Source organism: Synechococcus sp. BS55D, assembly GCF_004332415.1.
Classification (GTDB): domain Bacteria; phylum Cyanobacteriota; class Cyanobacteriia; order PCC-6307; family Cyanobiaceae; genus Synechococcus_C.
Genome location: NZ_PHQT01000004.1, coordinates 1 through 26375, shown reverse-complemented (window position 1 = coordinate 26375; position 26375 = coordinate 1). Strand labels below are relative to the sequence as shown.

Sequence of the window (26375 nt, the reverse complement as noted above, 5' to 3'; positions counted from 1 at the left end):
CCGATACGGCCTGATTATGCAGGCTTTCAGATGGGTCGTTGATCCGAAAAAGGCCAGAATCACGGGACAGGGACAGGTGTGATGGTGGCCGATCTGTTCACACATCACGGCGAACAAACGCGCCAGCGCCTGGCGCCATTGGCTGATCGGCTCAGGCCACGCAGCCTCGATGAATTCGTCGGGCAGGGAGCGATCCTTGCGGAAGGGCGGCTGCTGCGTCGCGCGATCGCTGCAGACCGGGTCGGCAACCTCCTGCTGCATGGCCCACCTGGAGTCGGCAAGACCACCCTGGCGCGGATCATCGCCAATCACACCCGCGCCCACTTCAGCTCACTGAATGCTGTCTTGGCGGGAGTGAAGGACCTGCGCACTGAAGTCGATGCGGCACGCGAGCGACTCGAACGCCACGGCCTGAGGACGATCCTGTTCATCGATGAGGTCCACCGCTTCAACAGTGCCCAGCAGGATGCCCTGCTGCCCTGGGTGGAAAACGGGACCCTCACCCTGATTGGCGCCACCACCGAGAACCCCTATTTCGAGGTGAACAAGGCCCTGGTGAGCCGCTCGCGCTTGTTCCGGCTTCAGGCCCTGGAGCCCTCTGACCTGGAACGACTGCTGGAACGTGCCCTGACCGATCCAGAGCATGGCTATGGCAAACGCTCGGTAACGATCAGCCAGGAGGCAGCGAGCCACCTGGTGGATGTAGCGGCGGGCGATGCCCGCAGCCTGCTCAATGCATTGGAGCTGGCGGTGGAGAGCACCCCAGTTGACGACGACGGCACGGTGCGCATTGATCTGACAATCGCCGAGGAGTCAATCCAACAGCGGGCCGTGCTTTACGACAAGCAAGGGGACGCCCACTTCGACACGATCAGCGCCTTCATCAAGTCGCTGCGAGGTTCAGATGCCGATGCCGCCCTGTTCTGGCTGGCACGGATGATCGAAGCGGGAGAGAATCCCCGCTTCATTTTCCGGCGCATGCTGATTGCTGCCGGGGAAGATGTCGGTCTGGCCGACCCCCAGGCGGTCGTGGTGGTGGAGGCTTGCGCGGCAGCCTTTGAACGCATAGGCCTGCCGGAAGGGCTCTACCCACTGGCCCAGGCCGCCCTTTATCTGGCCTGCACCGACAAAAGCAACAGCACGATCGGCATCTTCGAAGCGATCAAGAGCGTGCGCAGCGCCCAAAAGCAGGAGGTCCCCAGCCATCTGCGTGACGCCAATAGGGATGGCGATGCCTTCGGCGATGGCCAGGGCTATCGCTACCCCCATGCCTTCCGTGAACACTGGGTGGCCCAGCAATATCTGCCCTCAGCCCTGCAGGGTGAGGCCTTCTGGACGCCAGGCCACCAGGGATGGGAGGGCCAGAGGCGAGAACGGATGCTCGAGCGACGTGCCGCCCAACTGGCCGCCGCGGCCGAAGCGGTTGATGACCATCCCCTGCTGGTGAGCAGTGGGCCTGAACGTCCCCAGATGGAACGCTGGCTGCAGCGCCAACTGGCCCAAGACGGCGAGCGCTTGCAAGAGCTGAGGAAACGCCTCTGGGCTGATCTGCCTTGGAAGCGCACGGACCGGGTGCTGCTGCTTGGGGGCCGCTCAGTGCTTTGGGCCCTCGATCCACTGGCAGCGGTGGCCGAAGGAGGTGTCACGATCCTCTGCCACTCCCGCGAGGACCAAGACCGACTCGAGGCCCAACTGCAACTGCTCGATCCGCTCCACAGACCCACCCTGCTGAGCGGGGTTGCTGAGCTGGACACCCTGGCGAACGAGCATCGCTTTGAGGTGATCGGCGGCCGGCTGAGCCAGGAGGATCTGGCGACAGCCAGCGACCTAAAACTCTGGAACAGAGTTACCAGCCACTGCTATCCCGGCAGCCGGTTGCACCTCCTGATCAGTGCGCCTGAGCTCGGCCCTGCTGCTGCCTGCGGGGAAAGCGGTGCTGCTGATCAGTTGAATGCATCCGATCAACAGATTCTGCAAAGCCTGATCACGCAGGAACGGGCGTGGCTGAACTGTGTCGAGAGCGGTGATCAGCTCCGCCCCACCCTCGAAAGCACCGGTTGGCAGCTTGGCTATGAGCACTGGAGCGAAACCCTCGGTCTTCCGCTTGATCCGCATCTGATCGAACGTTGGCTTGGGGAGGGACGCCCCTACCGGCAACGCCTAGAGACCAACCGCGACCAACCGACCACGGATCTTCTGCTGCTGAGGCGCCTGCTGGAGCAGCGACTTGGCGGCACCTTGTCCCAGCGCCTGCGCCATCAACGCCTCACTGGGCACTGGCCTGGCCCGACAGCCCTCAAACCGAGCGGACCATAAAAAAAGCCCCGACAATGCCGGGGCTTGCATCTGACGGATCCCCTGAAGGGATCTGTCATCACGATCACCAGAGGCCGCGGACGGGAGCAGCAGCGCGGGGAGCGGGAGCAGCAGGAAGGATCTGGTTGGCCTGCACGCATGCGGGCAGGAACACATACCAGGACAGCAGAGAGGTGGCCTGAGCGCCGCTGAGGCCGCTCTTGCACACGTTCTGAGCACCGTCGGAAGAGCCGTTGTCGTTCAGACGGAAGGCGACAGGCAGATTCTTCATGATGCCGGCGGAAGACAGCTTGCCCTTTGCGGAAGCAGCGATGATGGCGGAGCGCAGCGCGACCACAGCGGTCTTCTGCTTCTTCCAGTAGGGGAAGTAGCTGCGGGTTTGATCCTTGAGGAACTTCACGCCATCCTTGGAGTAGAGGAAGCGGGAAACGCCGATCAGGTCGACCTTGTAGGTCTTGGTCATGCCTTCACGGATCTCATCGGCAGTCCAACCGGAGTTGTTGATACCGGCCTGGAGAGCGCGATCGGTGATCTCACCTTTCTTGAAGAAGGTTTTGAAAGCCTTGGACTTGGTGGTCCAAACAGCGCCACCGGAAACCCAGCGAACGGGTTGCTTGGTACCGGCTTCAGCAGCGACAGCCAGGGTGGAGAGAGAAGCGCCAGCGAGAAGGCCGGCAGCGAGACGGGTGAACACGGACGGCGAAAAAAGACGTCAATTCACTTTTAGCCCCGAGACAGAAAAATGCCAACACACTGGTGCGTTACAGCACCTCTGGCGCCCCATGTTCGCCCGCACGGGATCAGAATCCGAGAACCAAAATTCTATTGGGTCTCTTAATTCCAGGCGTTAGATATCTCCTCGGCGGCGAATTCGTTCCAGCCTGCAGGGCAGCCCAGCGATGGGCCTTGCGCTGCAGAGGAAGCATCACCTCGACATAGGCGCCGCTCGAGCCGGTCTCCTCTGAGGCGAACATCGGCCAGGAAAGCCTCACCTCCCCGCCTCGGCATCAGCCAGAGACGGCTGTAATTATCACCGCGCTCCACCCGGGCCTGAAGATGCTCACCGGTCTGCAGACCCAGGTCCTCCAGCGAAGCGGCGAAATGCCCCCAGTAATGGCGAGTCATCTGCCCACGGACGAACTGAGCCAGCAGAACCTCCGCATCACGGCGTCGCTGCAGAGCACTCTCTCGATCCTCCAGCACCTGGCTCACACCACCTGACCCATCAGCCAAGGCGGGCGGCAAAAGTTCCACCAGCCCCTGCAAGGGAGAACGACGCATGCCATCAAGACCCAAAACCGCCAGGCAGACGGCAGCCAACAGGGTGGGGAGACCTCTCAGGGAGGGGGAGGCCACGGGCCTAACCATGCAAGTGCATTCACGCTAGGCAGAGCATGGAGACCTGTCTGGAAGCGTCACACCCCTCCCCTTCCAAGGCATCCTGAACCATGGCCAGGGTCCAGGAACCATGGCGCCAACCCTGGACGGCCAGCTCCTGCCCCTCCCCGCAATGGACCACCGTGCGCAGGTCCTCGCGACAGCACCATTGAGGCAGATCCTTAGCCAGGGCACCTCGCTGCCACTTGATTGCCGCCTCCTTGATCACCCAACGGTCAAGCACGGCCTGGCGCAGAGCCAAAGGCTCTAGCCCCCGAAGCTGCACGCGCTCCTCCGGCGGAAAAAAACGACGGGCCAGAGCCTCTGCGGGCAGCATCCGATCGAGTCGCTCCAGATCAACACCGAGCTTCCTGGGCCCCCAGCCCACGAGCAAAGCATCGGGACAGTGGCTGAGACTGACGCACCCCCAGCCTGGCGCCAAGGTTGGCGGAGCTGCTGGTGGAGCATCCAGGGGAATAGCCAAGGGCTCAACGTCCATGAGCTCACCAAGGAGCTGTCTCATCCACGCCCGAGAGCGCAGAAACTCCGATCGACGGCGCTGCGGGAGCGGCTCAGCCCAACGCCATTCGCGAGCGCTAACCAGGTCTGGATCGGAAGGTCGCTGATGCTGCAGGGGAATCAACCAGAGGACAGGTACGCTGCGCCCCAACGTCTGTTCACCGCCCCATGGCCCTTCAGATCGGTGATGCTGCACCGGATTTCACACTCCCCAACCAAAACGGTGACATGGTGCAGTTGTCCTCATTAAAAGGACGCCGGGTGGTGATCTACTTCTATCCCAAGGATGCGACCCCTGGCTGCACCAAGGAAGCCTGCAACTTCCGTGACCGATTCGCAGCCTTCGAACAGCACGACATCACAGTGCTCGGCATCAGCAAGGACAATGCTGCATCCCACCAACGCTTCATCGCCAAACAGGAGTTGCCCTTCAGCCTGCTGACGGATGAGGAGCCCTGTCCTGTGGCGGAGTCTTTCGAGAGCTACGGCCTCAAGAAATTCATGGGGCGCGAATTCATGGGAATGATGCGCCACACATTCGTGATCGATCCTGAGGGCAAACTCGAGTTGATTTACCGCAAGGTGAAAGCCGATGAGATGGCAGATCAGATTTTGAGCGATCTCAATCTGGCCTGAGCGGGTCGTGCTCATTGCGGAGCTGAAGCAAGCCTTCCAGCACCAGGTTCGGAGCGTGATGCACAGGCACCCCCCTGGCGAGCAATCGGGGGAGCAGCTCTTGGGCATCACCGCCGCAGAGCCAGAGGGGTGAATCGCTGATGCGCTGGGCCTCCACGATCAGACCCAGCAGGGCCTGACGAACCCCGCAGCGCATCGCGGCAGCCGTCTCGCGAGGGAACAAGTTCTGCGATTCAAACGCAAGGGAGTGCTCCGCGGTAGGCAGGGGTTCTGCTGGCAAAGGGAGGGCCTCAGCACCAGCCGCCATCGCTCGCAACTGCAACGCCATTCCGGCTGCCAGCTGGCCACCTGCAAATTCCCCGGCAGGGGTGACCCGCGTGAGGCTCAACACGGTGCCTGCATCAACCACCAGGACGCCACGACCGACATCGCGCACCTGCTGCCAGGCCCGCCACCCGGCCAGGGCTCGATCGACCCCAAGCCAAGGTGGTGCCTCCCTCAGAGGCACATCACGCAGTTGCACCTGCCTGAAGAGCTGGAGGGTGGCATCGGGAGGAACGGCTCCGACAGCAGCCCAGAGATGGGGAGGACGCTGCTGCAATCGCAGGGAGTCGGGAGGAGTGTGATCGAAACTCCAGCCATCACACCGTTGCTCCGCCCAGTGCCAGCGGCTGTTGCCGATCAGCAGAGCGCGGAAGTCATCCGGCATGGCTAGATGCCATCACCCATCACGCCCGGCAGATGGATGCCGCACTCCTGTTTGAGTCCACCGAAACGGGTCTCACGTCCGGATTGCTCCGCTCCATCCGGTGCACTCGAATGCCAGTCACCAACTGTGGAATAGCCCTTCTCAAACAGTGGGTGTTGAGGCAGGTCATGCTCCTGCATGTAGTAATAGACGTCCCTGGGTGTCCACTGGAGAAGCGGGCGAAGGGAGAGCCGCCCCCGGATCGGATCGAGGAGGGTCATGGTGCCGCGATGGTCGGTCTGACCTCGTCGCACCCCACTGGCCCAGCACTGCACGTTGAGCGACTCCATGGCCCGCTCAAGAGGCTCCACCTTGCGCAACCGCAAGTACAACTCCATGTCTTCGACACGACCGGTGCTCCAGAGCTGGCCATGGAGAGCTTCCATGCGGGCGGCGGAGAGCTCGCTCTGGGCCACATGCAACTGCAGATCAAAGCGACGGGTTAGAGCGTCGGCATAGCGGTAGGTCTCCTGGGGCAGATATCCGGTGTCGACCCAGATCACAGGCACTGAATCGCCACCAGGACAGCGACTGAGCATGTGCAGAAGCACCGCTGACTGAATTCCAAAGCTGGTGGTGAGCGCAAAGCCTGGCCCGTAATGCTCGATGCCCCAGCACAGGCGTGCCTGAGGCTCAAGCGCGTCAAGCCGGATGCGTGCGTCCTGCAGGAACTGATCACCTGACATCACCGCCACCCTGGCTGCCGACCCATCCGCTGCAAGCTCGCCTTGATTCATGTCTCCATCCTCCAATGCCGCCGGCACCCCGGCCCTGCCTATGGTTCAGGAATGCCATCGGGACCCGCATGTCTGCCTCAGCCGCCGATGCCCAGCCCGTGGTGATCGTTGGCGGTGGTTTTGGGGGACTGAGCGCAGCCCTGGCCCTCAGCCATCAGCAGCCCCGACCTCCGATCGTGTTGATTGAACCGAACGATCGGTTCGTGTTTCTACCGCTCCTTTATGAATTGCTGAGCGGTGAACTGCAAACGTGGGAGGTTGCCCCCCGCTACGCCCAACTCCTCGATAATCGGGGGGTCGTGCACCTTCAGGAGCGGGCTCGGCGGATCGATACCGTCACCGGCACCGTGGAAACCGACTCTGGGGCTTGCCTGACCTATGGCCAGCTGGTGCTGGCCAGCGGCTCCGAACCCCAAGACTTCGGGATCCCTGGCGTCCGTGAGCACGCCCTGCAGTTCCACACCCTCAGTGATGTGGCTCGGCTGCGCAACCACCTACGCCAGCTTCAACGGCAGCCACGCAACAACGGGGTGGATCGTCCAGGGCTCGCCCTGGTGATCGTTGGCGCCGGTGCCACGGGTGTGGAACTGGCCTGCAAGATGGCTGATCTTCTTGAAGGCGCCGCTGAGCTGCACCTGATCGAACGCGGAGACTCGATCCTGCCTCTGGCGAAAGCTTTCAACCGCGAACAAGCCTCACTGGCGCTTCAGCACCGGGGAGTGCACGTGCACCTCAACCAGAGCGTGCAGTCTGTCCAGGCTGATTCGGTCACACTTCAAGACCCAAACACCCCGCCCCTGAAACACAACGGTCTGATCTGGACCGCTGGAACTCGCCCACGGGTGCCGGAGCTGAACCCCAGCCCCCAATCGCGTGGGGAGCGCCTGCTCGTTGATGCAAGCCTCTGCAGCCTGACCAGTCCGAATCTTGTGGTGATTGGCGATGTAGCCGCCCACGACAACGCCGATGGCACGGCTGGCGACTGGCCCCGCACCGCTCAGGTGGCTCTGCAACAGGGGGAAGCAGCCGCCCGCACCGTGATGGCCATCCGAGCCAGGGTCCAAGCCCCTCCGTTCCAGTACAACGATCTCGGTGAAATGATGAGTCTCGGCAAGGGTGAAGCCAGCCTGACCGGCCTGGGACTGACCCTGGCCGGTCCCCTTGCCTACCGACTCCGCCGCCTCACCTATCTGGCCCGACTACCAGGCCTTTCCCTGGGTCTTCGAGCAGCCGGGGCCTGGCTTCTGGGCGGTTGAGACAAGCCCATCTGGCGGGTCGGACCCGCGGCCTGCGCCCCTCCCAGCTGAGGCAGGCCGAGAAGCTGAGCCATCGGCGCCATCCCGCCGAACACGGAGCCGACCAGCTCACACTGAACCGCCTGGCCGACATGGCCCTGGAGATGGAGCAGCCCCTGCATCTGCTCGTGGATGCCCGAGGGCTTTGCCGCCTCCTCTGGATCGGCCCCTTGACTGAATCGGGGCAATTGCAGAGTCATCTCACTGACAGCGCCAGACGGAGAACCGGCGACCGGAGCCGCTGGCGGCTGATGAGCTGTCTGCCAGGAAGCAACAGTGCGGCCCTCGATCCAGACCCGCGCGAGGCCGTGGTGGCCCTGGATCTGCAACCGGAGCTCTGGCTGCGCTTCATGGCGCGGCCTGAGCGCGGCGGTCAGCGCGCCGCCCGGGGCTGGCTGCCCAGCCCCGATGCCAGCCTTGGCTGGGCAGCTGCTGATGCTCAGGATCTTGAGAGCCTCTGCGAACAGCCCCCTTCTGCGCTGGACGACAACCGTCCGCCCATGGCCAGCCCACGGGAGGCCGAGGACCAGGAACGGGTCCTCCTGCTCACCCTCAGCGGTGGAGATGCCCAGCGGGCCGAGCGCGATCTGGCCGAACTGGAAGGACTCGTTCGCAGCGCGGGCGCCCAGCCAGTGATGGTTTGCAACCAGAAGCACAGCACGGGCAACCCCCAGACCCTCTGGGGAACGGGAAAGTTGCAGGAAGCGGCCATCGAGGTGCGGCGCCACAGAGCATCTCTGGTGGTCACTGACCGGGAGCTAACACCCGTGCAAGCCAGAAATCTCGAACGGTGGCTCGACTGCCCGGTCATGGATCGCACCGAGCTCATTCTCGACATTTTTGCCCAGCGCGCTGCCAGCGCAGCGGGGCGCCTGCAGGTGGAGCTAGCCCAGCTGCGCTACCGGCTTCCGCGCCTGATCGGACGGGGCCGGAGCCTCTCCAGGCAGGGGGGCGGGATCGGCACCCGAGGGCCCGGTGAGACCCAGCTGGAGAAGGACCGTCGAGCGATCAGCCGACGGATCGAAACCCTTCGCCGCGGCCTACTCCAGCTCCAAGAGCATCGAGCGCGACTACGGGATCGCCGCGAGGGCCTCCATCGCCTCGCTCTCGTCGGTTACACGAACGCCGGCAAGTCTTCGCTGCTGAACGCTCTCTGTGGGAAACGCGAAAGCCAGCGGGTGCTCGCTGAGAACAAACTCTTCGCCACCCTTGACCCCACCACTCGCCGACTTGCCTTTCCCCGAGAAGGTGCGGCTGCGGATGAACTGTTGATCACCGACACGGTGGGCTTCATCCGCGATCTACCGGCGGCGCTCAGAGAAGCGTTCCGGGCCACCCTTGAAGAGACCCTGGATGCCGACCTGCTGCTGCTGGTCGTGGATCTCGGGGATCCCGACTGGCCCGGCCAGCTGAAGGCTGTGCACGGGTTGCTGGATTCCCTCGGCTGTGGCCAACCTCGTCAGGTGGTGGCCAATCAGATCGACCGCTGCGATGCCGAAGCGATCGAACACATCCGCCAGTTGGAAGCGGATGTCATTTATCTATCGGCCACAACAGGCACGGGGCTTCAGGGCCTTCTGAACAAACTGAGCATGCGCTTCTGGGGAGACAACAGCAGGGCAGATACGGTGGCAGCAGCCCATGAAGCGCCTCCTCCATGGCAGAGCTGATTGCAGCCCTGCAACACCCCCAGGCCCTGATCACGCTCGCGGTTCTGCTGCTGGCTGTCGTGCTGTTCGTCACAGGGTGGCTGGCACCAGAGCTGACGGGCCTGCTCAGCGTCGCTCTGCTCGTGAGCTCGGGTGTCCTGACACCGGAGCAGGGGCTGGCGGGATTCGGCAGTCCGGCCCTGATCACCCTGATGGGTCTGTTTGCAGTATCTGCGGCCCTCTTCCGCAGTGGCGCACTCGATCGTCTGCGGGAGCTGATCGCCTCTGAACGGATCCGCAGCTCCAGGCGGATGGTGGCCCTGCTGACGTTGATCGTCGCACCGATTTCGGCCGTGGTGCCGAATACACCGATTGTCGCCAGTCTGCTGCCGGTCTTGGAGAGCTGGTGCCGCCGCCGCCGAATCGCCCCATCGCGGGTCCTGCTTCCCCTCTCCTTCGCGACCGTTCTCGGGGGCACACTCACCTTGTTAGGTAGCTCCGTGAACCTGCTGGCCAGCGACATCAGCCGCCAGCTTGGCCTCGGCCCGCTGGAGCTTTTCAGCATGACGGCGATCGGACTGCCCGTCTGGCTAGCGGGATCAGTCTTCATGCTCCTTGCACCGTCTGGTTTGCTGCCGAGCCGCGGTGAGGACGACAGCCAACTGACCACAAGTCCCGGCCAGAGCGGCTACACCACAGAGGTCACTATCCCTTCAAACTCCAGCCTGGTGGGCCAGACCCTGCGCCACAGCCGTCTTCAGAGGCGCTTTGATGTGGATGTGCTGGAACTACAACGCGGGGCAGAACGTCTGCTCCCACCACTCGCCGATCGTCGCCTCGAAGCCGGAGATCGGCTGCTGCTGAGGGTTACCCGAGATGACCTCCTACGCCTCCAGCAGGACCACACCATTCAACTCGCCGATGCCCAGCGCCCGCCGGGCAACCCGATGGCTTTCTCCGACTTGGAAGCGACGCTGTTCTCGACGGAGGTCGATGGCGGACAACGCACGGTTGAGGTGCTGCTCCCGGCGGGATCCACCCTGGCCGGCGCCAGTCTCAGGGAGCTTCGTTTCCGCCAGCGCCACAACGCCACGGTGCTGGCCCTTCGCCGCGGCCAGCAAACCGTGCAGGAGCGACTGGGCCAGGCCGTCCTGAGGGAAGGCGACGTTTTACTGCTACAAGCTCCCCTTGATGCCATCCGCGGACTGCAAGCCAGCAACGATCTGCTGGTGCTCGATCAGCTTGAAAACGACCTGCCAACGGTTCGACGCAAACCCCTAGCCATCGGCATCGCAGTGCTGATGCTGTTGATCCCCACGCTCACCCCCATCCCGCTCGTCGCAGCGGTTCTGCTGGCCGTGGTGGCGATGGTGATCACCGGTTGCCTCCGACCTGGTGAGGTGCAGCGCTCGATCCGGCTCGATGTGATTCTGCTGCTGGGTTCCCTTTCAAGCTTCAGCGTGGCGATGCAGACCAGTGGGCTTGCCGATGGTCTGGCGGCGGACCTAGAGCGACTGCTGCAACCCTGGCCGGCCTACGCAGCCCTCGCGGCGATGTTCCTGGTCACGACACTGATCACCAATGTGATGAGCAACGCTGCTTCGGTGGCCCTGCTGGTGCCGGTAGCCACTCAACTGGCTCAGCCTCTCGGCCTTCCACCCCAGTCGCTGCTGATGCTGGTGCTGTTCGGGGCGAGCCAGTCGTTTCTGACGCCGATGGGGTATCAGACCAACCTGATGGTTTTCGGTCCGGGGCGCTATCACTTCCTCGATGTTCCGCGCTACGGCGCCGGCCTCACCGTGATCATGACGTTGCTGGTTCCTGCGTTGATCCTCCGGCAGGTTCAGGGAGGCTGACGATGCCGATCCCTGCCGCGCTCTCCAGAACTCAGGCCTGGTATCGACGCCTGACGGTCCCCCAATTCACGGTGGTCACAGGACTTCTGGTGATCCTGGCGGGCACTCTGATCCTGGCAACACCGGTCTGCTCTGGCTCGCAAGTGGGCCTCTGGGAAGCCCTGTTCACCGCCACCTCCGCCGTCACCGTGACCGGGCTGTCAGTCATCGATGTTGGTCGGGACCTCACGCCGATCGGGCAAGGGGTTCTGGCCGTGATGATCCTGGTGGGAGGCCTTGGACTGATGGCGATCACCACGTTCCTCCAGGGATTTGTGGTGCGTGGAACTGCCTTGAGGCAACGGCTTGACCGCGGTCAGACCCTCGATGAATTCGGCGTCGGGGGGGTGGGCAGCACCTTCCGCGGCATTGCCCTGACGGCAGCGGTGATGATCCTGATCGGTGCCACGGTTCTCTACAGCTTCGGCTTCACCGATCTGCCACGGGGGCCTGAGCGGCTCTGGGCATCCCTGTTTCACAGCATTTCCGCTTACAACAACGCGGGCTTCGGCCTCTGGAGCGACAGCCTTGAGAACTACCGCACCAACGGCGTTGTCAACGCGGTGATCTTGGTGCTGATCGTGCTCGGCGGCCTGGGTTGGCGCGTGACGAATGACGTCTGGACCCATCGCCAGCGCCTCAATCGCCGCAATCTCAGCCTGCACACCCGGCTCGTTCTGCGCTCCAGCCTGATCCTGATCGCCATCGGCACCGGCGGTCTGCTGATCACCGAATCACTCACCCGTGGACAGTTCCTCAGCAGCGTGGCCTGGCCGGAACGACTGATGGCTGCACTCTTCGAATCGGTCAGTGCTCGCACAGCCGGCTTCACCACCGTGCATCTCTCCCTCCAGAGCATCTCGGATTCCGGCCTGCTGCTGATGATGACCCTGATGTTCATCGGGGCGAGCCCGGGGGGAACTGGAGGCGGCATCAAGACCACAACGGTGGTCGCCCTTGTCGCTGCGACCCGCTCCACCCTGCGGGGCCGCGAGGACGTGGTGATCCGCAACCGTCAGATCTCCGACAAGGTGGTGTTGCGAGCCGTCAGCATCACGGTGGCCTCGCTCCTGTTCGTGCTGGCGATGGCCTTGCTCCTGGCCCTTAGTAGCAACCTCAGTGGTGAGGAACCCTTCACGTTTCTGGAGCTTCTGTTCACCTGCATTTCCGCCTTCGCCACCGTGGGACTGGATCTGGGGGTGACTGAGCACCTTGGACGATTCGGGCAGCTGGTGCTGGTGCTGGGCATGTTTGTGGGACGCCTGGGGATCCTGCTGCTGCTGAGTGCGATCTGGGAAACCCTCAACCGGGATCTGTTCACTCGTCAGAATCGAATCGGTTTCCCCCGGGAGGATCTCTATGTCTAGGGAGTGGTGGAGCTGGGCCGCATCCGGAGACGCCCAGCTGCAAAGTTTCGGGGTTGTCGGTGTCGGACGCTTCGGCAGCGCCGTGTGCCGCGAGTTGCTTCAGAACAGCGCGGAAGTTCTGGCCGTGGACCGCTCCGCCCGGGCTATCGAGGAACTACGCCAGCAGGAACCCTCCATCGAGGCGCGGGTTGTGGACTGCACCGATGAGGAATCCCTGCGTGAGGCCGGGATTCTCGACATGGACACCGTGGTGGTCGCGATCAGCGAGCCAATCGAAGCCAGCATCACGGCAACCCTGATCGCCAAGGATGGCAAGGGCAGTCGGGTCCGGCGGGTGATTGCACGAGCCACCAGCGATCTGCACGAAAAGATGCTGATTCGCGTTGGAGCCGACAAGGTGGTGTTCCCCTCGCGCATGCAAGGTGAGCGCCTTGGGCTGGAACTCGTGCGGCCGAATCTGATGGAGCGCCTTGAGCTCGATGAACGTCACTGCATCGAGGAGATCAAGGTGCCAGGGCGTTTCGTGGGCCGTTCTCTACGGGACCTTAACCTGCGTAAAAACCATCACGTGAATGTGCTGGCAGCTGGTCCAGCAAGGGATCTCACCGTGAATCCACCGGCCTCCCACATCCTCCAAGAGGGCCACGTGCTGGTGGTGATGGGGTTAATCGACGACCTTCAGAAGCTGCCAAGAACCTGAACTCATGCGCGTCATCGGGCTGATGAGCGGCACCAGCGCCGATGGGGTCGATGCCGCTCTTGTGGACTTCAACGGCCACCCAAGCCAGCCCCATTGGCGCCTGATTCGCCAGGCATCACTGCCTTACCCAAGGGAGCTTCAGTCCAGGATCCTGGCGGTGGCGCAGGGGGAACCGACTGCAGCCGGTTCACTGCTGGCACTCTCCGAAGAAATCACCATCCATCAGGCCGAAGCCGCTCGGGCCTGCGATCCCCTGGGCCAGGCCAGCCTGGTGGGCTGCCACGGACAAACAATCTGGCACCGTCCACCCGAGCGGAATGTCGACGGAAGCTTCCGACTGGGGGCCAGCTGGCAACTGTTGCAGGCCGAATCGCTGGCCCAGCAACTGGGCCGGGCAGTGATTCACAACTTCAGAGCAGCGGACCTTGCTCTGGGGGGCCAGGGGGCGCCGCTTGTGCCCATGGCGGATGCAGCCCTGCTTGGTCGCTGCACGGGCTGGCGCGCCCTTCTGAACTTGGGAGGAATCGCCAATCTCACCCTGATCCCTCCCCGCTGCGGGCCTGACCGCGACCAGCCGGTGCTGGGTTGGGACTGCGGACCGGCCAACAGCCTGATCGATCTGGCCATCCAGCAATTCAGCCACGGCAGGGAGACGTTTGACCGGGATGGACAACGAGCCGCAGCCGGGAAGGTGCACGAGGCCTGGATCCAGCGCTGGCTGCAGGAGCCTTACTTCCTTCAGGCTCCGCCGAAATCCACGGGCCGAGAACTCTTTGGACGCGATGACCTGCAACGACGACTCACCGAACTGAGCAATGCCTCCAACGACGACTGCCTTGCCACCCTCACCGCTTTCACTGCCGCAGTGGTGGCAGCGGATCTCGCGCGGATCCAAGCCCAGGGCCGGCCGCTCCCCCTGGAGCTCCTGGTGGCTGGTGGCGGCGGCAGAAACCCGACCATGATGCGGGAGCTAACTCGCCGTTGCCGCGGGCTGCGTGTGCGATCCAGCGATGCGTTGGCGCTTCCCGCCGCCAGCCGGGAGGCGATTGTGTTTGCCCTGCTCGCCTGGTGGCATCAGCGGCGCCACCCCGGCAATGCGCCAGCCGTGACTGGTGCCCAGCGCGCCATTGTGCTGGGGCAGCGAGCCGAGCCCGCCTGAGAGGCCAGGCTGTTGTCCAAACAGGCTGGCGGCTCATTGCACGAGGGGCTCAGCCAGGGCGATAGAGACGAAGGCGGCGAGGGGCCCCACGCAGGCGGCGAGGCTGCTGCGCCTCAAGCGCCGTGCGCATCCGCTCCACAGGCGCATCCGAAGCAGCGCCCTGCTCATAGCGCTGCACACCTTGCTGGATCAGCACCTTGGCCATGTTGCTCACAGTGCGTGATTCCTGCTCGGCCAGCGAGGAGAGCCTCTGGCAGAGATCTTCTGGCAGCACAACCTGAATCCGAGGGGACTTCGGCTTCCCGCTGGAGGAGGTTTGGCGGGTAGGCACGACCCAAAGGCAGGCAGAGCTACTTAAGAGTGTACAGAGGTGTGCAAGGATAGTATCCAGCACTATGCTGCAGGCAAACGAACGCTGATCGACCCTCAGAGACCCCTCGATCAACAGCCCGCTCTCGACCATCAGCCCTCCGCCAAGGAGCCCCATGCCCAGACCCGCAAGCCTGAGCCCCGCACGCCGGAACAGCTCCCGGTCCGCCAGCCGATCAAGGCGTCGGCAGGAAACCGATGATGTGTTGGTCTCTGCAGTGATCAGCACCTACCTGCTGACCCATCTCCACCACGTGCTCCAGCGGGCTGAATACGGAGCCATCCAGGAGGGACGTCGCTCCCAGGCCGCCAACTATGCCCAGCTCCGCAAGGTGCTCTGCATGGACGCCCGCAGCATGGAGGATGCTTCAGCCATCGGATTGCGCGACACCGATCTCGAGCAGGCCGCCTGAGCCGAAACCTCTCAGAGAGTCAAGACGCTGCCGAAGCGGCGCACCCTTCATAGCGTTGGATGACGACACTCCCACCTCCATGAGCAACGCTGCTGAGCTGTATCGCCGGATTGAAAGTGACCGCGACCTGACCAACAGTCTGTTCAGACAAGCGCTTCAGAATCCGCAGGGAGCCATCGAGGCCATCTGCGCCATTGGAGAAAGCCTGTCGCTTCCTGTCACGCCCGATCAGGTCAGAGCGCACCTTGGCGATCTTGACGACGATCGCACCAAGCAATGGCTGATCAAGGCCCGGGGTGGACTCTGAGGGAGCGGCTCTCAGGCAGTTCCCGCAGCCCCGATGGTTTTGGCTTTGGACGCCCGTGGTCCCCACCACCGGCCCAGCTGAAAAACAGCCAATAGCTGACGATGGCCAACCCGGCCGCCACCACAAGGGCCGTCACCTGCTCCAGTCTTGCCATCGCCGGTGGTTCGGATCGCAGCATTCAGTCTGCCTTTCACCCCGCACGGGATGATGGAGAGATGCCAGCCCCTTCCATAACGTGCTGAGACTTGAGCGCGTCAGCAAGATTTACCCAACCGGGGAAGTGCTCCGCGATGTGACCTGGGAGGTGAAGGCCGGAGATCGCATCGGTCTCGTGGGCGTGAATGGTGCAGGAAAATCCACCCAGATGCGCCTGATTGCCGGCCTCGAGGAACCGAGCGGAGGTCAGATCGTCCGCCAAGGGGACCCGCGGATCGCCTATCTGCAGCAGGAATTCGATGTCGATCCCCGACGCAGCGTCCGCCAGGAACTGTTTCAAGCCTTCGGAGAAGCGGCCCAAGTGCTGAATCAGCAGCGCGAGGTTGAAGCAGCCATGGCATCGGAACGGGCGGCGGCAGATGCCGACCACCTTGACGATCTGATCCACGAGCTCGGGCGACTGCAAACGCGCTTCGAGGCACTGCACGGATACGAACTCGATGCCCGCATCGACAAGCTTCTCCCCACCATCGGCTTCAGTGCTGATGATGCGGAACGGCCGGTTGCCGACTACTCCGGCGGCTGGCAGATGCGCATCGCCCTTGGCAAGATCCTGCTTCAAGACCCTGACCTGCTTCTACTCGACGAGCCCACGAACCATCTGGACGTGGAAACGATCCAATGGCTGGAGGGCTACCTCACCGAACAGAGCGCTGCACTGGTTGTGATCAGCCATGACCGCACCTTTCTGGATCGCGTCTGCAATCAGATCGTGAGCACGGAACGCGGGATCTCGCGGAGCTACCTCGGCAACTACACCGACCACTTGGAGCAGAAAGCCCTGGAGCGGGAAGCCACCCAAGCCGCCTTTGAGCGTCAGCAGAAGGAAATCGCCACGCAACAGGCCTATATCGACCGCTTCCGCGCCAGCGCCACTCGCAGCACACAGGCCAAGAGCCGGGAGAAGCAACTCGACAAGGTGGAACGAGTCGATGCCCCGATCGAGGATGTGGGCGGACCGAGCTTCCGCTTCCCACCCGCACCGCGCTCGGGCGCTCAAGTGGCCGTGATCGATTCCATGACCCATAGCTACGGGGATCAGATCCTGTTTCTCGGTGCAGACCTAGAGGTGGAACGGGGGGATCGCATCGCATTCGTCGGACCTAATGGAGCCGGCAAATCCACGCTGTTGCGACTGCTGATGGGGCTGGAGACTCCGGACGAAGGGAGCGCGCGCCTGGGAGAACACAACATCGTGGCCAGCTACTTCGAGCAGAACCAAGCCGAAGCCTTGGATCTCGGCAAAACCGTGATCGACACCATGTTTGAAGCGGTGCCGGACTGGACGCAGACCCAGGTGCGCTCCCTGCTCGGCAACTTCTGCTTCAGCAATGAAAGCGTTTTCAAGGAAGTAGGAAAACTGAGTGGAGGCGAAAAAGCGAGACTGGCTCTTGCTCTCATGCTTCTCAGCCCCTGCAACCTTCTGGTGCTTGACGAGCCCACCAACCACCTCGATATTCCGGCGAAGCAGATGCTGGAAGACGCGCTCATTCATTACGAAGGTGCGGCACTGCTGGTCTCCCATGACCGCTATTTCATCTCAAGGGTGGCCAACCGCATCGTCGAACTTCGTGATGGCGAACTGATCCTTTATCGAGGCGATTACAACTACTACCTCGAGAAAAAAGAAGAAGAAAAACAAGCGGCAGTCGCTGCAGTCGCCGCTGCGGAGCAGGAAGCGAAGCGACGGGCGAATCGAGAAAAGCAGAAGCAGCGCCAGGAGCGCAAAAAGAGCGCTGCCTAACAGTGATCACCAGGGCTGGCAAGACGAAACTTCACAGATGGTTAGGCAGGAAGACTCATTTCTCTTTACCAGCCCAAATGGTGTGCATAGGCTGACATCACTGCTCCCGGATCGCCATGACCCACACGCCCCCGATCCATGCCGGCACTCTCAGCTCCAGCCCCATGACCGCCGCAGAAACGCAGCACGAACAGACCTGGGACGCAGTGGAAACCTATTTCGAGTGCATCACCACCTGCTCCCTTGATGACGGCGAGTGCATCACCCGCTGCGTTGAACAGTTACGGGACGCTGACAGCTAGCGCGCCTGCGGCAAGTTGCTCATCTCCACGGGAGTGATCGACAAGCTCACCGCCGTCCCTCCCCGCAGCACCTTCACACTGAGCGGACGACCAACCCCATGCCGATCGATTGCGGTCACCACGGCGGCAGGAGTCGCCACCGGCACCCCTGCCAGCGCCACAATCACATCATCGACCCGCAAACCGGCCTTAGCAGCAGGCCCCCCTGGCACCAGTGAACGCACCACCGCTCCTGGGGGCACGGTGGCACCAGGCCGAGGCGCGGGAACCGACGACAGACCGATCCCCACCACGGGATGGCTGGCCCGCCCCTGGGCCACAAGCTGACCAGCGATGGCGCGGGCTCGATTGATCGGAATCGCAAAACCCAGACCAGCGCCAGGCCCGGAGCGCACCAGGGTGTTGATACCCACCACGTCTCCGGCGGCATTGAGCAACGGTCCACCGGAATTGCCCGGGTTGATTGCAGCATCGGTCTGAATCAAGTCGAGCCTCTTTCCCGAAATGCCCAGCTGGGAGACGTTGCGGTTCAGATTGCTGATGATGCCAAGCGTCACGGTGTTCTCCAGACCGAAGGGATTACCCACGGCAATCGCCCAGTCGCCGACCTGAAGACGATCGGAATCCCCAAGGGGTGCTGTCGGCCAGGGGCCGGATTCCGCCAACCGGATCACCGCGAGATCCGTGAGGGCGTCCTGGCCCAGCACCCGACCAGCCACACGACGACCATCAGGCAGTCCCACCATGACCTGGTCGGCCTTCTCCACGACATGGGCATTGGTGAGCACAAGCCCAGAGGACTCGAAGATCACACCACTGCCCTGACCGCGTTCCACCCTTGACCTGGGCGCAGCGGGTGACTGCAACCCGAAGAACCTCTGCAGAAAGGGATCCAGCATCAAACCACCAGGCAAGCCAGAGACGCCCGTGGAGCGCACGGTTCGCTGGGTTTCGAGGGTGACGACTGCGGGCCCGCTTCTCTGCACCGCCGATGCAACAAATGATTGGGGTGTCAGGGCCGCTGCCGCCGCGGAGGCCGCCTGGGCCGGGGGCAGACCCTGAGGGATCAACGCCAGGGGCCCGACGACAGCCGTGGCCACGAGCATTGACGCGGTGACGGGCCTGATCATGCTCGCAGAACAGCAAAACGCAGGTCCTGACGGTACGCAGAACAAAGGGGGGCGTCAGTCGCAATCCCCGACCAAACCATGACCGGATGCAACCCACGGCGCCATGGGCCCTGACGGCGATGATGGGAGCAAAGCTGGTCCGTACCGCTGGAGGCGAGCACCATGTTGAACAGCCTGTTCCCGATCCTCTACGGCGCCGCCTTCGTTTTTCTGCTCTGGCAGGCCTTTCGCGTGATGGGCCAGGGATTCCGAGCCGCGCGCAGCCCGAAAGACCGCACCGGTCAAATCACCGTGCATCCGGAGCTGCTCGATCAAGAGGGTCGTATCACAGAAGAGGACCTGCTCACAGTGCGTTTCAGTGGCGGGAGCGACTCCGAGGAGATGCCTGACGGAAGCAGGAACCACGACTGAATAAGGTTGGGTGATGGCGACCTTTGTCAGCGCCGGTCGGACTCGTAGGGGGAACTCCCAAGTGGATCAACGAACACGGATTGTGGCAGCGGTGATCAAATCCGTGAAACTGCCTCCACGGTTCCGACTGCGCCTCTTAAAGGAGGATCCGGTTCGCCTTGAGTTGAGCCTCACGCCCGCTTACGGGAAGCAACCCATCCAGGTGGGACTGGTGGAGTCTCTGGATCTGGTCGCGCGTCGTGATCGCGAAGGGAGGATCCCTAGGGATTTACAGGGCACCTGGGACTGGACAGTCCGCCATGGCGAGGTCAGCACTGGTGGTTGGAATCCCTATTTGAAAGAAGCACTGCAAACCATGTTCGAAACCGGTCTGCCCGCCATCGTTTACGAAGAGCTGACAGGCGAGGAATACCACCCTGTTGATGGGGCGAGGCATGTCCGCTGAGCCAAACGCCAGGCCCTCCTTGTAAAGGCGTACGAAGCGCTACAGCGCCTCACCCCAAGAAGAGCTAGACCGAAGGGACTACGGCCTTTAAGGTTTTCTTCATGGCCACGCTTCGCTTTTCTCTCAGTCCGCTGGTGAAACTCCTGGCAGCAATGGGAGCTCTCAGCAGCCTCCTGCTCCTGGGACTGCTCAACTTCCTCGGCTAATCCTCTTTGCCCACGACCGGTTCTCCCGAGTTTCCGATCGACCCGCTGCTTCCAGAGCTCTGCAGCTCGCTGACGGAAGGATCCACTGTGCTCCTGCAGGCTCCACCTGGGGCGGGAAAGACCACCCGTGTGCCCCTGGCCTTGCTTGGCGTGCTCAACGGATGCCCGCCCATGGGCAGGGGCATCCTGATGCTGGAGCCACGGCGGCTTGCCACCCGTGCCGCTGCCTGCCGATTAGCTGAGGCACTCGGGGAATCCCCTGGCGAGCGAATTGGCTACGCCGTCCGTCATGAGCAGCGGTCCTCGTCAATCACCGAATGCGAGGTGGTGACCACGGGACTGTTCCTTCGACGCCTTCAAAGCGACCCGGAACTCAGTGGCATTGGCTGCGTGATTTTCGATGAATTCCACGAACGGGGCCGGGACAACGATCTAGCCCTCGCTCTCGTGCGGGATGTCCGCCATCACCTGAGGCCGGATCTGCGCCTGTTGCTGATGTCAGCCACGCTCAATCTGGAATCTCTGGTGGCGGAGTTGTCCGACGCCAAGGTGCTCACGAGCGCGGGGCGCTCGTATCCCGTCACCACCCATCACCTACCTCCGCGGGCGGGGGAACATCTGAGCAGCACGGTGATCCGGGCTCTGGAACAGCATGCCCTGCCCCTCGGCGCTACCGAGTTAGGGAGCCGCCACCAACCACCGACCGCGCTGGTGTTTCTGCCCGGCCTTAACGAGATCGACCAATGTGAGCGAGCGATCCAGGAATGCTCGAGCCTGGAGGGATGGCAGCTATGCAGCCTCCATGGCCAGCAGCCCCTGGAGGTTCAGACCCGTGCTCTGACTGCCTGTAGCAGCGAATGGCACGGACGGATTGTGCTGGCCACGGCCATTGCCGAAAGCTCCCTCACCCTTCATGGGGTGAGGCTGGTGATCGACAGCGGCCTCAGTCGACGCAGTCGATACGACCCTGAAACGGGCATGGAAGGCCTGGAAACCGTGCCGACCTGCCTCGCTAGTGCTGATCAACGGCGAGGGAGAGCAGGGCGCCAGGCTCCTGGTCAATGCGTCCGCCTCTGGTCACCAGCGGAGCAACAGCGACGCCCGGAGCACGACACACCTGAGTTGCTGCGCTGCGATCCTCAGCCTCTGGTGCTTGACCTGGCGCTCTGGGGAGCCGGTCTCGGAGAGCAGCTGCACTGGCTGGATCCTCCGCCCCGGCCCTCCCTCCAGGAGGGATTGCACCATCTCGTCGGGCTGGGGGCCTTGACCCCAGAAGGCCTTCCAAGCGATGCCGGTCGGCAACTGGCAGGCATCGGGACCCACCCCCGTCTGGGGATGCTCTTACTCCATGCCCGCGCGTGGAAGCGCTCTCGACTGGGGGCCGACCTTGCCGCTCTGCTGAGCGAGCGGGACCCCCTCACTTCCAACGAGCATGGCAGCGACCTTGGGGCCAGGCTGCAGCTGCTGAAGAAGGGCCGGAACGACCGGATCCACAGCATCCGACAACTCAGCCGGCAGCTCTATCAACAACTGGAAGCGCTGCCAGCCCTGCGGGCGCAGGCGCTCCCCCATGCTGGACAGCCACCCGCGGCTGATTGCAGTGATGAGCTGGTGGCGGCCTTACTGCTGGCAACGGCATTCCCGGAGTGGGTGGCTTTACAGCGCGCCGAACGATCGAGCAGCTATCAGCTGCGCCAGGGCCGGGGGGCAGTGCTGACAGCGGAGGACCCCCTGCAGGCGTCAGCGGCCCTCGCAGTAGCGCGTCTCGACCTCGGGCGGGTCAATGCCCGGATCCGGCTCGCCCTGCCCCTCCCCATCTCCTGGCTTGAAGACCTGGCCAGGCGCGAGGGTGAATGGCAGGAAACGGTGGCTTTGGATGAGGGACGGGTCCGATCGCGGCGGAACCTTCAACTGGGAGCCCTCACCCTCCAGTCTTTGCCCCAACAGAGGCCCGATCCTGAACTGGCTTGCTCTCTACTCCTCGATCACCTAGGCCATGCGGGCCTGGAGACGCTCCCCTGGGGCCCGCGCAGCCAACAGCTGCGTGAACGACTCGCGCTTCTGCATCAGCACAGAGGTCTCCCCTGGCCCGCACGCGACTGGGAGTCTTTGGCCAGGGACCTGCCGGAGTGGCTCGGCCCCTCGTTACTGGGCTGCACAGGCTTGGGCGACTTCAGAGAAGACCAGCTGATCGAGGCTCTCTGGGGAGAGGTGTCCTGGCAGCAACGACAGTCACTGAACCAACTATTGCCGGAGTCGCTTCTGATCCCGTCCGGTCGTCAGGCCAGGCTCGACTACCGAGACGGAGAGGTCTGCCTGGCCGTCAAGCTGCAGGAGATGTTTGGCTGCCTGGAGACCCCAAGGGTGCTGGAGGGACGTCTCCCTGTGACGCTCGAGCTGCTCTCGCCAGCGGGGCGCCCCTTACAGAGAACCCAGGATCTGGAGGGCTTCTGGAGGGGCAGCTACCACGATGTTCGCCGGGACATGCGTGGCCGTTACCCCAAACATCCCTGGCCTGATGACCCCACCACCGCGATCGCAACCGCTGGGACGAACAAGCGCCGTTAACCGCGAAGCAAGAGGGGGGATCCGCACCCAAAGCGGCCCCGATGTGCCGCTCAAGACAGTCAACAAAACTCAAACCTTTGTTACATTGATTGGGCAGGTCCCTTTTTCTTCGCCATGTCTGACAACGCACAAGCCCGCTTCGGTTTCGTGAACTTCGCTGAGACCTGGAACGGACGTCTCGCCATGCTCGGCTTCGTGATCGGCCTCGGCACCGAACTGCTGACCGGCCAGGGCATCCTCACCCAGATCGGCCTGGGCTGATCGAACCCAGACGCTGCATGCGTCGTTCAAGGCCCCGCCACGGCGGGGCCTTTTTCATGTCAAAGCGCATCCCAACCGGTGCTGCGAGAGAGTATCTGGATTGCTTCGATCGTTTGTGCCGCGTCTTTTCGCCAGCAACCGCCGGGACGGAGCCCGGTTGTTGAGTAGCGCCCTCGTGCTTCTCGCCATCTGCGCCACCCAAATCCAAAGCCCCTGGGGCCTCACCCTGACCCTCATTTTCAGCGCCCTCTGTCTCTACTGGGGCATGGCCTATCGGCACCTTGACCACTGACGCTCCCCCCACCTATTCGGTTGCTGAACTCAATGCCGCGATCGGCAGCTTGCTGGAACGGGGGTTCGCCCCGCGGTTTCTCGTTCAAGCGACGGCATCAAGGCCTCAGATCAAAAAAGGCCATCTCTGGCTGACTCTCACGGACGGAAACGCCAGCATCACAGCTGTGGTTTGGGCCTCCAAGCTTCAGCAACTCAACTTCGTTCCAGGCGACGGCGATGGCGTTGTGGTGGTGGGCAAGCTCAACTTCTGGGCCGCTCGGGCGAGCTTGGCGGTGCAGGTGCTCGACCTGAGGCCCAGTCTCACCACCGTGATGCGCCGTTTTGAGGAAGTGCGCGAGCAATTGCTGCAAGAAGGCCTGATCGATCCGAGTCGGCAACGAGCTCTTCCCCGCTACCCCCGGCGCGTCGCGCTGCTCACGAGCAGTCCCAGTTCAGCACTCGCAGACATGCTGCGAACCGCGAGGGAGCGCTGGCCCTTGACCAGTCTGCTGCTACTACCGATCCCAGTGCAGGGTGACGTAGCGCAGCAGATCGTGCAGCGATTGCAACGCCTTGCCGAGGCCCAGCCAAGACTGGCTCTCGATGCCATCGTTCTGGCTCGGGGCGGTGGCAGCCGTGAAGATCTGATGGTTTTCGATGACGCCGACGTCTGTCGACAGCTCGCCATGAGCCCAGTGCCTCTGATCACTGGAATCGGCCACGAAGACGACCTCACCGTCGCCGACCTCGTGGCCGATCACCGAGCCGCGACGCCCACGGCAGCAATCGTTCAGCTGCTTCCGTCGAGAGAGCACGCCCTCGCAGACGTACATCAGCGCCAACGCCACTGGCGAGATCAACAGGCATGGGCTCTGAAGCGAGAACGCCAGAAACTGAACCAACGCTTTGAAAACTGGTCGCTGCACCACCCCCGTCGACTGCTCGAACGCATGAGGGTGCAGCTCAATCAACGGATGAAGCTCCTCTCTGCGCTCGCTCCAGAACGCTGGTTGGCCCGCGGCTTTGCCATTCTTGAAACGGCCGATGGGCGCCCCTTGCGCAGCATCACGGAGGTGCAGCCCCCACAAGAGCTTCTGGTCAGGCTCAGCGACGGCCAAGTTGTGGTCGAAGCCAAAGCCGTGAAACCAGGATCACAACGCTGAACTCTCCAAACCGCACTGTCCCCACTCCGCGCACACCATGGCTGCAAAAAGCAAAGCAAGCCGAGCCAGCAACGGCAGCATCGATCCCCAGCAGGAGGAGGAGACTTGGCGGAAGGATGCCGATCACCTGAGCTACGAAGAAGCTCTTCAGGCAGCCGATCTCCTCCTCAGCCACCTTCAGAACGACACCCTGCCTCTGTCTGAACTGGAACGAGCCCATCGACGGGGCCAGATCTATCTCGAACATTGCCAGTCACTGCTGGCACAGGTGGAACAATCCGTCCAGGAGCTAGATCCGGAGACGATGATGCCTCAAACACACGACAAGAAAGCAGCTGATGCATCGCCCTGAACTTCTGCGCTGGATCTATCTGCTGCTGGCTGTTGCAGGAGCGATCCTTCCCTGGCAAGCGAATCTGGAATTCATGCAGGCCAGCGGCGACCCTATGGCCTTGATGCAATTCATTCAAGATGCCAACGCCAACGACGCCGCCCGCTCGCTCAGCCGGGATCTGCTGATTGGAGCCAGTGCCATCACCATCTGGATCGCGGTGGAAGGGCGTCGCTTGCAGATGAAGGGCTGGTGGATCACGTTGATTGCCTGCGTCATGATCTCCTTTGCATGCGGTGCGCCCCTGTTTCTCCATCTGCGCGAACGACGCCTTGCCGAACTGGCAGACGCTGAGCAGTCCTGAGGCTGATCAACACTCAAACCTGATCAGGAGTCCACATCCTGGGCTTGCACATCAATGGTCATGGCACTGGCAGGTGCCGAATCAGTGCTCGGATCAGCAACGGTTAGCGGAGACCCGCAAACCGAACAACTCTCTCCGCTCGAGAGGTTCATCGCCCCGCAGGCTGGGCAGGCCTGCATCCGACTCTGAAGCAATCGCCAGCCCAACCAACCAGCTCCACCAAGAATCAACGGGAGGGCAAGCAGCACCAACAGCAGCCCCCCTGCCACATCGAGCAGCACCCGACCTGCTGCAGTTGGCAGCAAGATCAGCAGCAGCAGTCCGATCCAAAGCAGGGAGGAAGAACGGGGCACAGGCCAAACCAGGAAGACCGGATCTCAGTGTCGCTGATCCACACCGAGGCTGAGGCGTCGTTTCGCCAGCACCACACTCCAACACTGGCCGAAATAGATCACAACACCAACCATCCACACCCAGAGAGTGAGCACCAGAACGCTGCCAATCACTCCATAGGCCTGGAAGCGAACGCCGAGGGAGAGGATGCTGCGACTCACGGCAAGATTGAGAATGGTGAGCAGCACACCGATCAAAACGGCCCCTGGAATGAGGGGACGCAGAGGGACGCGCCGGCTAGGCAGCAGGAACTGGAGCAGAAGGGCCATGCCAGCAAAACCAAGACAAGGAATCAAATAACGACCAAACGTCAGCACGGGAATATGTGCGAAAAAAGACTCAAGCCAAGGCAAAGAGCGCAACGAATCATCGAGTGCCGCTGCATGAATCATGCGTAGATTGGCGCTGATTTGATCAAGAACAATCAGAAGCCCAACAAAGATCACCACAAAGAATGCTTCAAGCCGGACCCGGAGAAACTGAACAACTTGCTGATACCAGTTCGCATCAGCAGGTGAATCTGGGAAATAGTCAAACCAAATCCGATCAGCACCTCGCTGCAAAGTCAAATAAACATTCCCGGCGGTGACAAGCAGGACACCTGCACCAAGAAGGCCAGCACCAAAGCCCTGCCGCACAAGCTTTTCAAGAGTAACTTGAACAAGCGCTACAGCGGAAGGGGGGAGTACGCCGGCGGTGTAATCAATGATCTGCTGATCCAGCCCTTCTTGGCGTCCAAGAAACCAAGAAGCAACCGAAAGAGCTATCAGCAACAAAGGGAAAATGGATTGAAGCGTGTAATAGGCAAAGGCAGCACTGAGATCAACACAATCACAGCGCGACCAACGCGCATAGGCCTGCCATAGGCTTCGGATCAAGCGCTTCCAGGCCAACCAACGCCGCATCCAAGCCATGGGTCCAGTGACCAAACGGTAGCGCGTGGGGGAGTCTGCCAACAAAAAAGCCACCCTTACGGGTGGCTTTCCTGCAACGTTGCAATGGTTCTCCATTCGCTAAACGTTGATTTTGAGAATTGTTTTACCTGGCATCGAGCTATTTTCTCAGGGGGCTACCCCCCAAA

At 62.4% G+C, this 26375-nt stretch carries 30 protein-coding genes; 20 read left to right on the top strand and 10 right to left on the bottom strand.

Annotation, left to right across the window (positions count from 1 at the left end):
• The first annotated feature begins 81 nt into the window (after positions 1–81).
• Entirely contained in the window at positions 82–2316 is a 2235-nt protein-coding gene (locus CWE16_RS09425; protein WP_131594975.1) for an AAA family ATPase, read from the top strand.
• Positions 2317–2380: 64 nt separating this feature from the next.
• Here the strand turns inward: CWE16_RS09425 and CWE16_RS09420 are convergent, their stop codons facing one another.
• The 3 genes from CWE16_RS09420 to CWE16_RS09410 all read right to left on the bottom strand — a co-directional run bounded on the left by CWE16_RS09420 (position 2381) and on the right by CWE16_RS09410 (position 4216).
• Positions 2381–3010 carry an alpha/beta hydrolase gene (locus tag CWE16_RS09420; RefSeq protein ID WP_131594973.1) on the bottom strand — a complete coding sequence of 210 codons (630 nt, stop codon included), beginning with the start codon at positions 3008–3010 and terminating at the stop codon, positions 2381–2383.
• Positions 3011–3150: 140 nt separating this feature from the next.
• The gene (locus tag CWE16_RS09415) at positions 3151–3672 is read right to left on the bottom strand and encodes a thymidylate synthase (protein WP_236629672.1); all 522 of its coding nucleotides are present in this window, start codon (positions 3670–3672) and stop codon (positions 3151–3153) included.
• 22 nt (positions 3673–3694) lie between these two features.
• The gene (locus tag CWE16_RS09410) at positions 3695–4216 is read right to left on the bottom strand and encodes a 4'-phosphopantetheinyl transferase family protein (RefSeq protein WP_131594971.1); all 522 of its coding nucleotides are present in this window, start codon (positions 4214–4216) and stop codon (positions 3695–3697) included.
• 164 nt (positions 4217–4380) lie between these two features.
• On the opposite strand from CWE16_RS09410, the gene bcp reads away from it, so the two are divergent.
• Positions 4381–4848 (top strand): thioredoxin-dependent thiol peroxidase, encoded by a 468-nt coding sequence (gene bcp, locus CWE16_RS09405; RefSeq protein WP_131594969.1) that lies wholly within the window; start codon positions 4381–4383, stop codon positions 4846–4848.
• Here the strand turns inward: bcp and CWE16_RS09400 are convergent.
• Positions 4835–5557, bottom strand: coding sequence for a type III pantothenate kinase (locus tag CWE16_RS09400; protein WP_131594967.1), 723 nt, complete (start codon positions 5555–5557; stop codon positions 4835–4837). The genes bcp and CWE16_RS09400 overlap by 14 nt on opposite strands.
• A 2-nt stretch (positions 5558–5559) precedes the next feature.
• On the bottom strand, positions 5560–6333 hold the full coding sequence (locus tag CWE16_RS09395) for a phosphoadenylyl-sulfate reductase (RefSeq protein ID WP_131594965.1): 774 nt from the start codon (positions 6331–6333) through the stop codon (positions 5560–5562).
• A 68-nt stretch (positions 6334–6401) separates the two neighbouring features.
• Between CWE16_RS09395 and CWE16_RS09390 the strand changes: the two genes are divergently transcribed.
• The 6 genes from CWE16_RS09390 to CWE16_RS09365 are packed head-to-tail and all read left to right on the top strand — an operon-like array spanning position 6402 to position 14398.
• The gene (locus CWE16_RS09390; protein WP_131594963.1) at positions 6402–7589 is read left to right on the top strand and encodes an NAD(P)/FAD-dependent oxidoreductase; all 1188 of its coding nucleotides are present in this window, start codon (positions 6402–6404) and stop codon (positions 7587–7589) included.
• Entirely contained in the window at positions 7586–9298 is a 1713-nt protein-coding gene (hflX, locus tag CWE16_RS09385) for a GTPase HflX (protein ID WP_131594961.1), read from the top strand. The genes CWE16_RS09390 and hflX overlap by 4 nt, the downstream gene beginning before the upstream one ends.
• Positions 9286–11133, top strand: coding sequence for an SLC13 family permease (locus CWE16_RS09380; RefSeq protein ID WP_131594959.1), 1848 nt, complete (start codon positions 9286–9288; stop codon positions 11131–11133). The genes hflX and CWE16_RS09380 overlap by 13 nt, the downstream gene beginning before the upstream one ends.
• Before the next feature lie 2 nt (positions 11134–11135).
• A complete protein-coding gene (locus tag CWE16_RS09375; protein ID WP_131594957.1) occupies positions 11136–12539 on the top strand; it encodes a TrkH family potassium uptake protein in 1404 nt (467 codons plus the stop codon).
• Positions 12532–13239 (top strand): potassium channel family protein, encoded by a 708-nt coding sequence (locus tag CWE16_RS09370; RefSeq protein WP_131456607.1) that lies wholly within the window; start codon positions 12532–12534, stop codon positions 13237–13239. The genes CWE16_RS09375 and CWE16_RS09370 overlap by 8 nt, the downstream gene beginning before the upstream one ends.
• Before the next feature lie 4 nt (positions 13240–13243).
• A complete protein-coding gene (locus CWE16_RS09365; protein ID WP_131594955.1) occupies positions 13244–14398 on the top strand; it encodes an anhydro-N-acetylmuramic acid kinase in 1155 nt (384 codons plus the stop codon).
• 49 nt (positions 14399–14447) lie between these two features.
• On the opposite strand, the gene CWE16_RS09360 is transcribed toward CWE16_RS09365, so the two are convergent.
• Positions 14448–14729 carry a ribbon-helix-helix domain-containing protein gene (locus CWE16_RS09360; protein WP_131594953.1) on the bottom strand — a complete coding sequence of 94 codons (282 nt, stop codon included), beginning with the start codon at positions 14727–14729 and terminating at the stop codon, positions 14448–14450.
• A 154-nt stretch (positions 14730–14883) separates the two neighbouring features.
• Here CWE16_RS09360 and CWE16_RS09355 point away from each other — a divergent pair, with 154 nt between their 5' ends.
• Positions 14884–15180, top strand: a complete 297-nt coding sequence (locus CWE16_RS09355; RefSeq protein ID WP_236629671.1) for a hypothetical protein — start codon at positions 14884–14886, stop codon at positions 15178–15180.
• A gap of 79 nt (positions 15181–15259) precedes the next feature.
• On the top strand, positions 15260–15487 hold the full coding sequence (locus CWE16_RS09350) for a hypothetical protein (protein WP_131456601.1): 228 nt from the start codon (positions 15260–15262) through the stop codon (positions 15485–15487).
• Here CWE16_RS09350 and CWE16_RS11975 read toward each other — a convergent pair.
• Complete coding sequence (locus tag CWE16_RS11975) at positions 15465–15665, bottom strand: hypothetical protein (RefSeq protein ID WP_153188434.1); 201 nt, start codon at positions 15663–15665, stop codon at positions 15465–15467. The two genes, CWE16_RS09350 and CWE16_RS11975, sit on opposite strands and share 23 nt — an antisense overlap.
• Before the next feature lie 57 nt (positions 15666–15722).
• On the opposite strand from CWE16_RS11975, the gene CWE16_RS09345 reads away from it, so the two are divergent.
• Positions 15723–17447: an ABC transporter ATP-binding protein gene (locus CWE16_RS09345; RefSeq protein WP_131594951.1), complete on the top strand. Its 1725-nt coding sequence runs from the start codon at positions 15723–15725 to the stop codon at positions 17445–17447.
• A 116-nt stretch (positions 17448–17563) separates the two neighbouring features.
• Positions 17564–17749 (top strand): hypothetical protein, encoded by a 186-nt coding sequence (locus tag CWE16_RS09340; protein ID WP_131594949.1) that lies wholly within the window; start codon positions 17564–17566, stop codon positions 17747–17749.
• On the opposite strand, the gene CWE16_RS09335 is transcribed toward CWE16_RS09340, so the two are convergent.
• Positions 17746–18855, bottom strand: coding sequence for a trypsin-like peptidase domain-containing protein (locus CWE16_RS09335; protein WP_131595293.1), 1110 nt, complete (start codon positions 18853–18855; stop codon positions 17746–17748). The genes CWE16_RS09340 and CWE16_RS09335 overlap by 4 nt on opposite strands.
• A gap of 186 nt (positions 18856–19041) precedes the next feature.
• Here CWE16_RS09335 and CWE16_RS09330 point away from each other — a divergent pair, with 186 nt between their 5' ends.
• The 8 genes from CWE16_RS09330 (at position 19042) to CWE16_RS09300 (ending at position 24901) form a co-directional block, all read left to right on the top strand.
• Positions 19042–19290, top strand: coding sequence for a DUF2973 domain-containing protein (locus CWE16_RS09330; RefSeq protein ID WP_131594947.1), 249 nt, complete (start codon positions 19042–19044; stop codon positions 19288–19290).
• Positions 19291–19351: 61 nt separating this feature from the next.
• Positions 19352–19735, top strand: a complete 384-nt coding sequence (locus tag CWE16_RS09325; RefSeq protein ID WP_131457070.1) for a hypothetical protein — start codon at positions 19352–19354, stop codon at positions 19733–19735.
• Between the two features lie 212 nt (positions 19736–19947).
• On the top strand, positions 19948–22509 hold the full coding sequence (gene hrpB / locus CWE16_RS09320; RefSeq protein ID WP_131594945.1) for an ATP-dependent helicase HrpB: 2562 nt from the start codon (positions 19948–19950) through the stop codon (positions 22507–22509).
• Between the two features lie 114 nt (positions 22510–22623).
• Complete coding sequence (locus tag CWE16_RS09315; protein ID WP_131456589.1) at positions 22624–22770, top strand: chlorophyll a/b-binding protein; 147 nt, start codon at positions 22624–22626, stop codon at positions 22768–22770.
• A gap of 115 nt (positions 22771–22885) precedes the next feature.
• Entirely contained in the window at positions 22886–23062 is a 177-nt protein-coding gene (locus tag CWE16_RS12155) for a hypothetical protein (protein WP_201737988.1), read from the top strand.
• Positions 23052–24206 (top strand): exodeoxyribonuclease VII large subunit, encoded by a 1155-nt coding sequence (gene xseA / locus CWE16_RS09310; RefSeq protein WP_131594943.1) that lies wholly within the window; start codon positions 23052–23054, stop codon positions 24204–24206. Before CWE16_RS12155 ends, xseA begins: the two co-directional genes overlap by 11 nt.
• A gap of 37 nt (positions 24207–24243) precedes the next feature.
• Complete coding sequence (xseB, locus tag CWE16_RS09305; protein ID WP_131594941.1) at positions 24244–24558, top strand: exodeoxyribonuclease VII small subunit; 315 nt, start codon at positions 24244–24246, stop codon at positions 24556–24558.
• Complete coding sequence (locus CWE16_RS09300) at positions 24545–24901, top strand: DUF2834 domain-containing protein (protein WP_131594939.1); 357 nt, start codon at positions 24545–24547, stop codon at positions 24899–24901. The genes xseB and CWE16_RS09300 overlap by 14 nt, the downstream gene beginning before the upstream one ends.
• Before the next feature lie 23 nt (positions 24902–24924).
• Here the strand turns inward: CWE16_RS09300 and CWE16_RS09295 are convergent, their stop codons facing one another.
• Together CWE16_RS09295 and CWE16_RS09290 are read right to left on the bottom strand one after the other, a co-directional pair.
• Complete coding sequence (locus tag CWE16_RS09295) at positions 24925–25254, bottom strand: hypothetical protein (protein ID WP_131594937.1); 330 nt, start codon at positions 25252–25254, stop codon at positions 24925–24927.
• Positions 25255–25278: 24 nt separating this feature from the next.
• Positions 25279–26199: a YihY/virulence factor BrkB family protein gene (locus CWE16_RS09290; protein WP_131595291.1), complete on the bottom strand. Its 921-nt coding sequence runs from the start codon at positions 26197–26199 to the stop codon at positions 25279–25281.
• Positions 26200–26375 lie beyond the last annotated feature (176 nt).

What these genes read in the sequence shown, in the direction of transcription:
- CWE16_RS09425 (WP_131594975.1), top strand. Translation starts at nt 82, where the DNA reads ATGGTGGCCGATCTGTTCACACATCACGGCGAACAAACGCGCCAGCGC.
- CWE16_RS09410 (WP_131594971.1), bottom strand. Translation starts at nt 4,216, where the DNA reads ATGAGACAGCTCCTTGGTGAGCTCATGGACGTTGAGCCCTTGGCTATT.
- bcp (WP_131594969.1), top strand. Translation starts at nt 4,381, where the DNA reads ATGGCCCTTCAGATCGGTGATGCTGCACCGGATTTCACACTCCCCAAC.
- CWE16_RS09400 (WP_131594967.1), bottom strand. Translation starts at nt 5,557, where the DNA reads ATGCCGGATGACTTCCGCGCTCTGCTGATCGGCAACAGCCGCTGGCAC.
- CWE16_RS09395 (WP_131594965.1), bottom strand. Translation starts at nt 6,333, where the DNA reads ATGAATCAAGGCGAGCTTGCAGCGGATGGGTCGGCAGCCAGGGTGGCG.
- CWE16_RS09390 (WP_131594963.1), top strand. Translation starts at nt 6,402, where the DNA reads ATGTCTGCCTCAGCCGCCGATGCCCAGCCCGTGGTGATCGTTGGCGGT.
- CWE16_RS09380 (WP_131594959.1), top strand. Translation starts at nt 9,286, where the DNA reads ATGGCAGAGCTGATTGCAGCCCTGCAACACCCCCAGGCCCTGATCACG.
- CWE16_RS09375 (WP_131594957.1), top strand. Translation starts at nt 11,136, where the DNA reads ATGCCGATCCCTGCCGCGCTCTCCAGAACTCAGGCCTGGTATCGACGC.
- CWE16_RS09370 (WP_131456607.1), top strand. Translation starts at nt 12,532, where the DNA reads ATGTCTAGGGAGTGGTGGAGCTGGGCCGCATCCGGAGACGCCCAGCTG.
- CWE16_RS09365 (WP_131594955.1), top strand. Translation starts at nt 13,244, where the DNA reads ATGCGCGTCATCGGGCTGATGAGCGGCACCAGCGCCGATGGGGTCGAT.
- CWE16_RS09355 (WP_236629671.1), top strand. Translation starts at nt 14,884, where the DNA reads ATGCCCAGACCCGCAAGCCTGAGCCCCGCACGCCGGAACAGCTCCCGG.
- CWE16_RS09350 (WP_131456601.1), top strand. Translation starts at nt 15,260, where the DNA reads ATGAGCAACGCTGCTGAGCTGTATCGCCGGATTGAAAGTGACCGCGAC.
- CWE16_RS11975 (WP_153188434.1), bottom strand. Translation starts at nt 15,665, where the DNA reads ATGCTGCGATCCGAACCACCGGCGATGGCAAGACTGGAGCAGGTGACG.
- CWE16_RS09340 (WP_131594949.1), top strand. Translation starts at nt 17,564, where the DNA reads ATGACCCACACGCCCCCGATCCATGCCGGCACTCTCAGCTCCAGCCCC.
- CWE16_RS09335 (WP_131595293.1), bottom strand. Translation starts at nt 18,855, where the DNA reads ATGCTCGTGGCCACGGCTGTCGTCGGGCCCCTGGCGTTGATCCCTCAG.
- CWE16_RS09330 (WP_131594947.1), top strand. Translation starts at nt 19,042, where the DNA reads ATGTTGAACAGCCTGTTCCCGATCCTCTACGGCGCCGCCTTCGTTTTT.
- CWE16_RS09315 (WP_131456589.1), top strand. Translation starts at nt 22,624, where the DNA reads ATGTCTGACAACGCACAAGCCCGCTTCGGTTTCGTGAACTTCGCTGAG.
- xseB (WP_131594941.1), top strand. Translation starts at nt 24,244, where the DNA reads ATGGCTGCAAAAAGCAAAGCAAGCCGAGCCAGCAACGGCAGCATCGAT.
- CWE16_RS09300 (WP_131594939.1), top strand. Translation starts at nt 24,545, where the DNA reads ATGCATCGCCCTGAACTTCTGCGCTGGATCTATCTGCTGCTGGCTGTT.
- CWE16_RS09290 (WP_131595291.1), bottom strand. Translation starts at nt 26,199, where the DNA reads ATGCGGCGTTGGTTGGCCTGGAAGCGCTTGATCCGAAGCCTATGGCAG.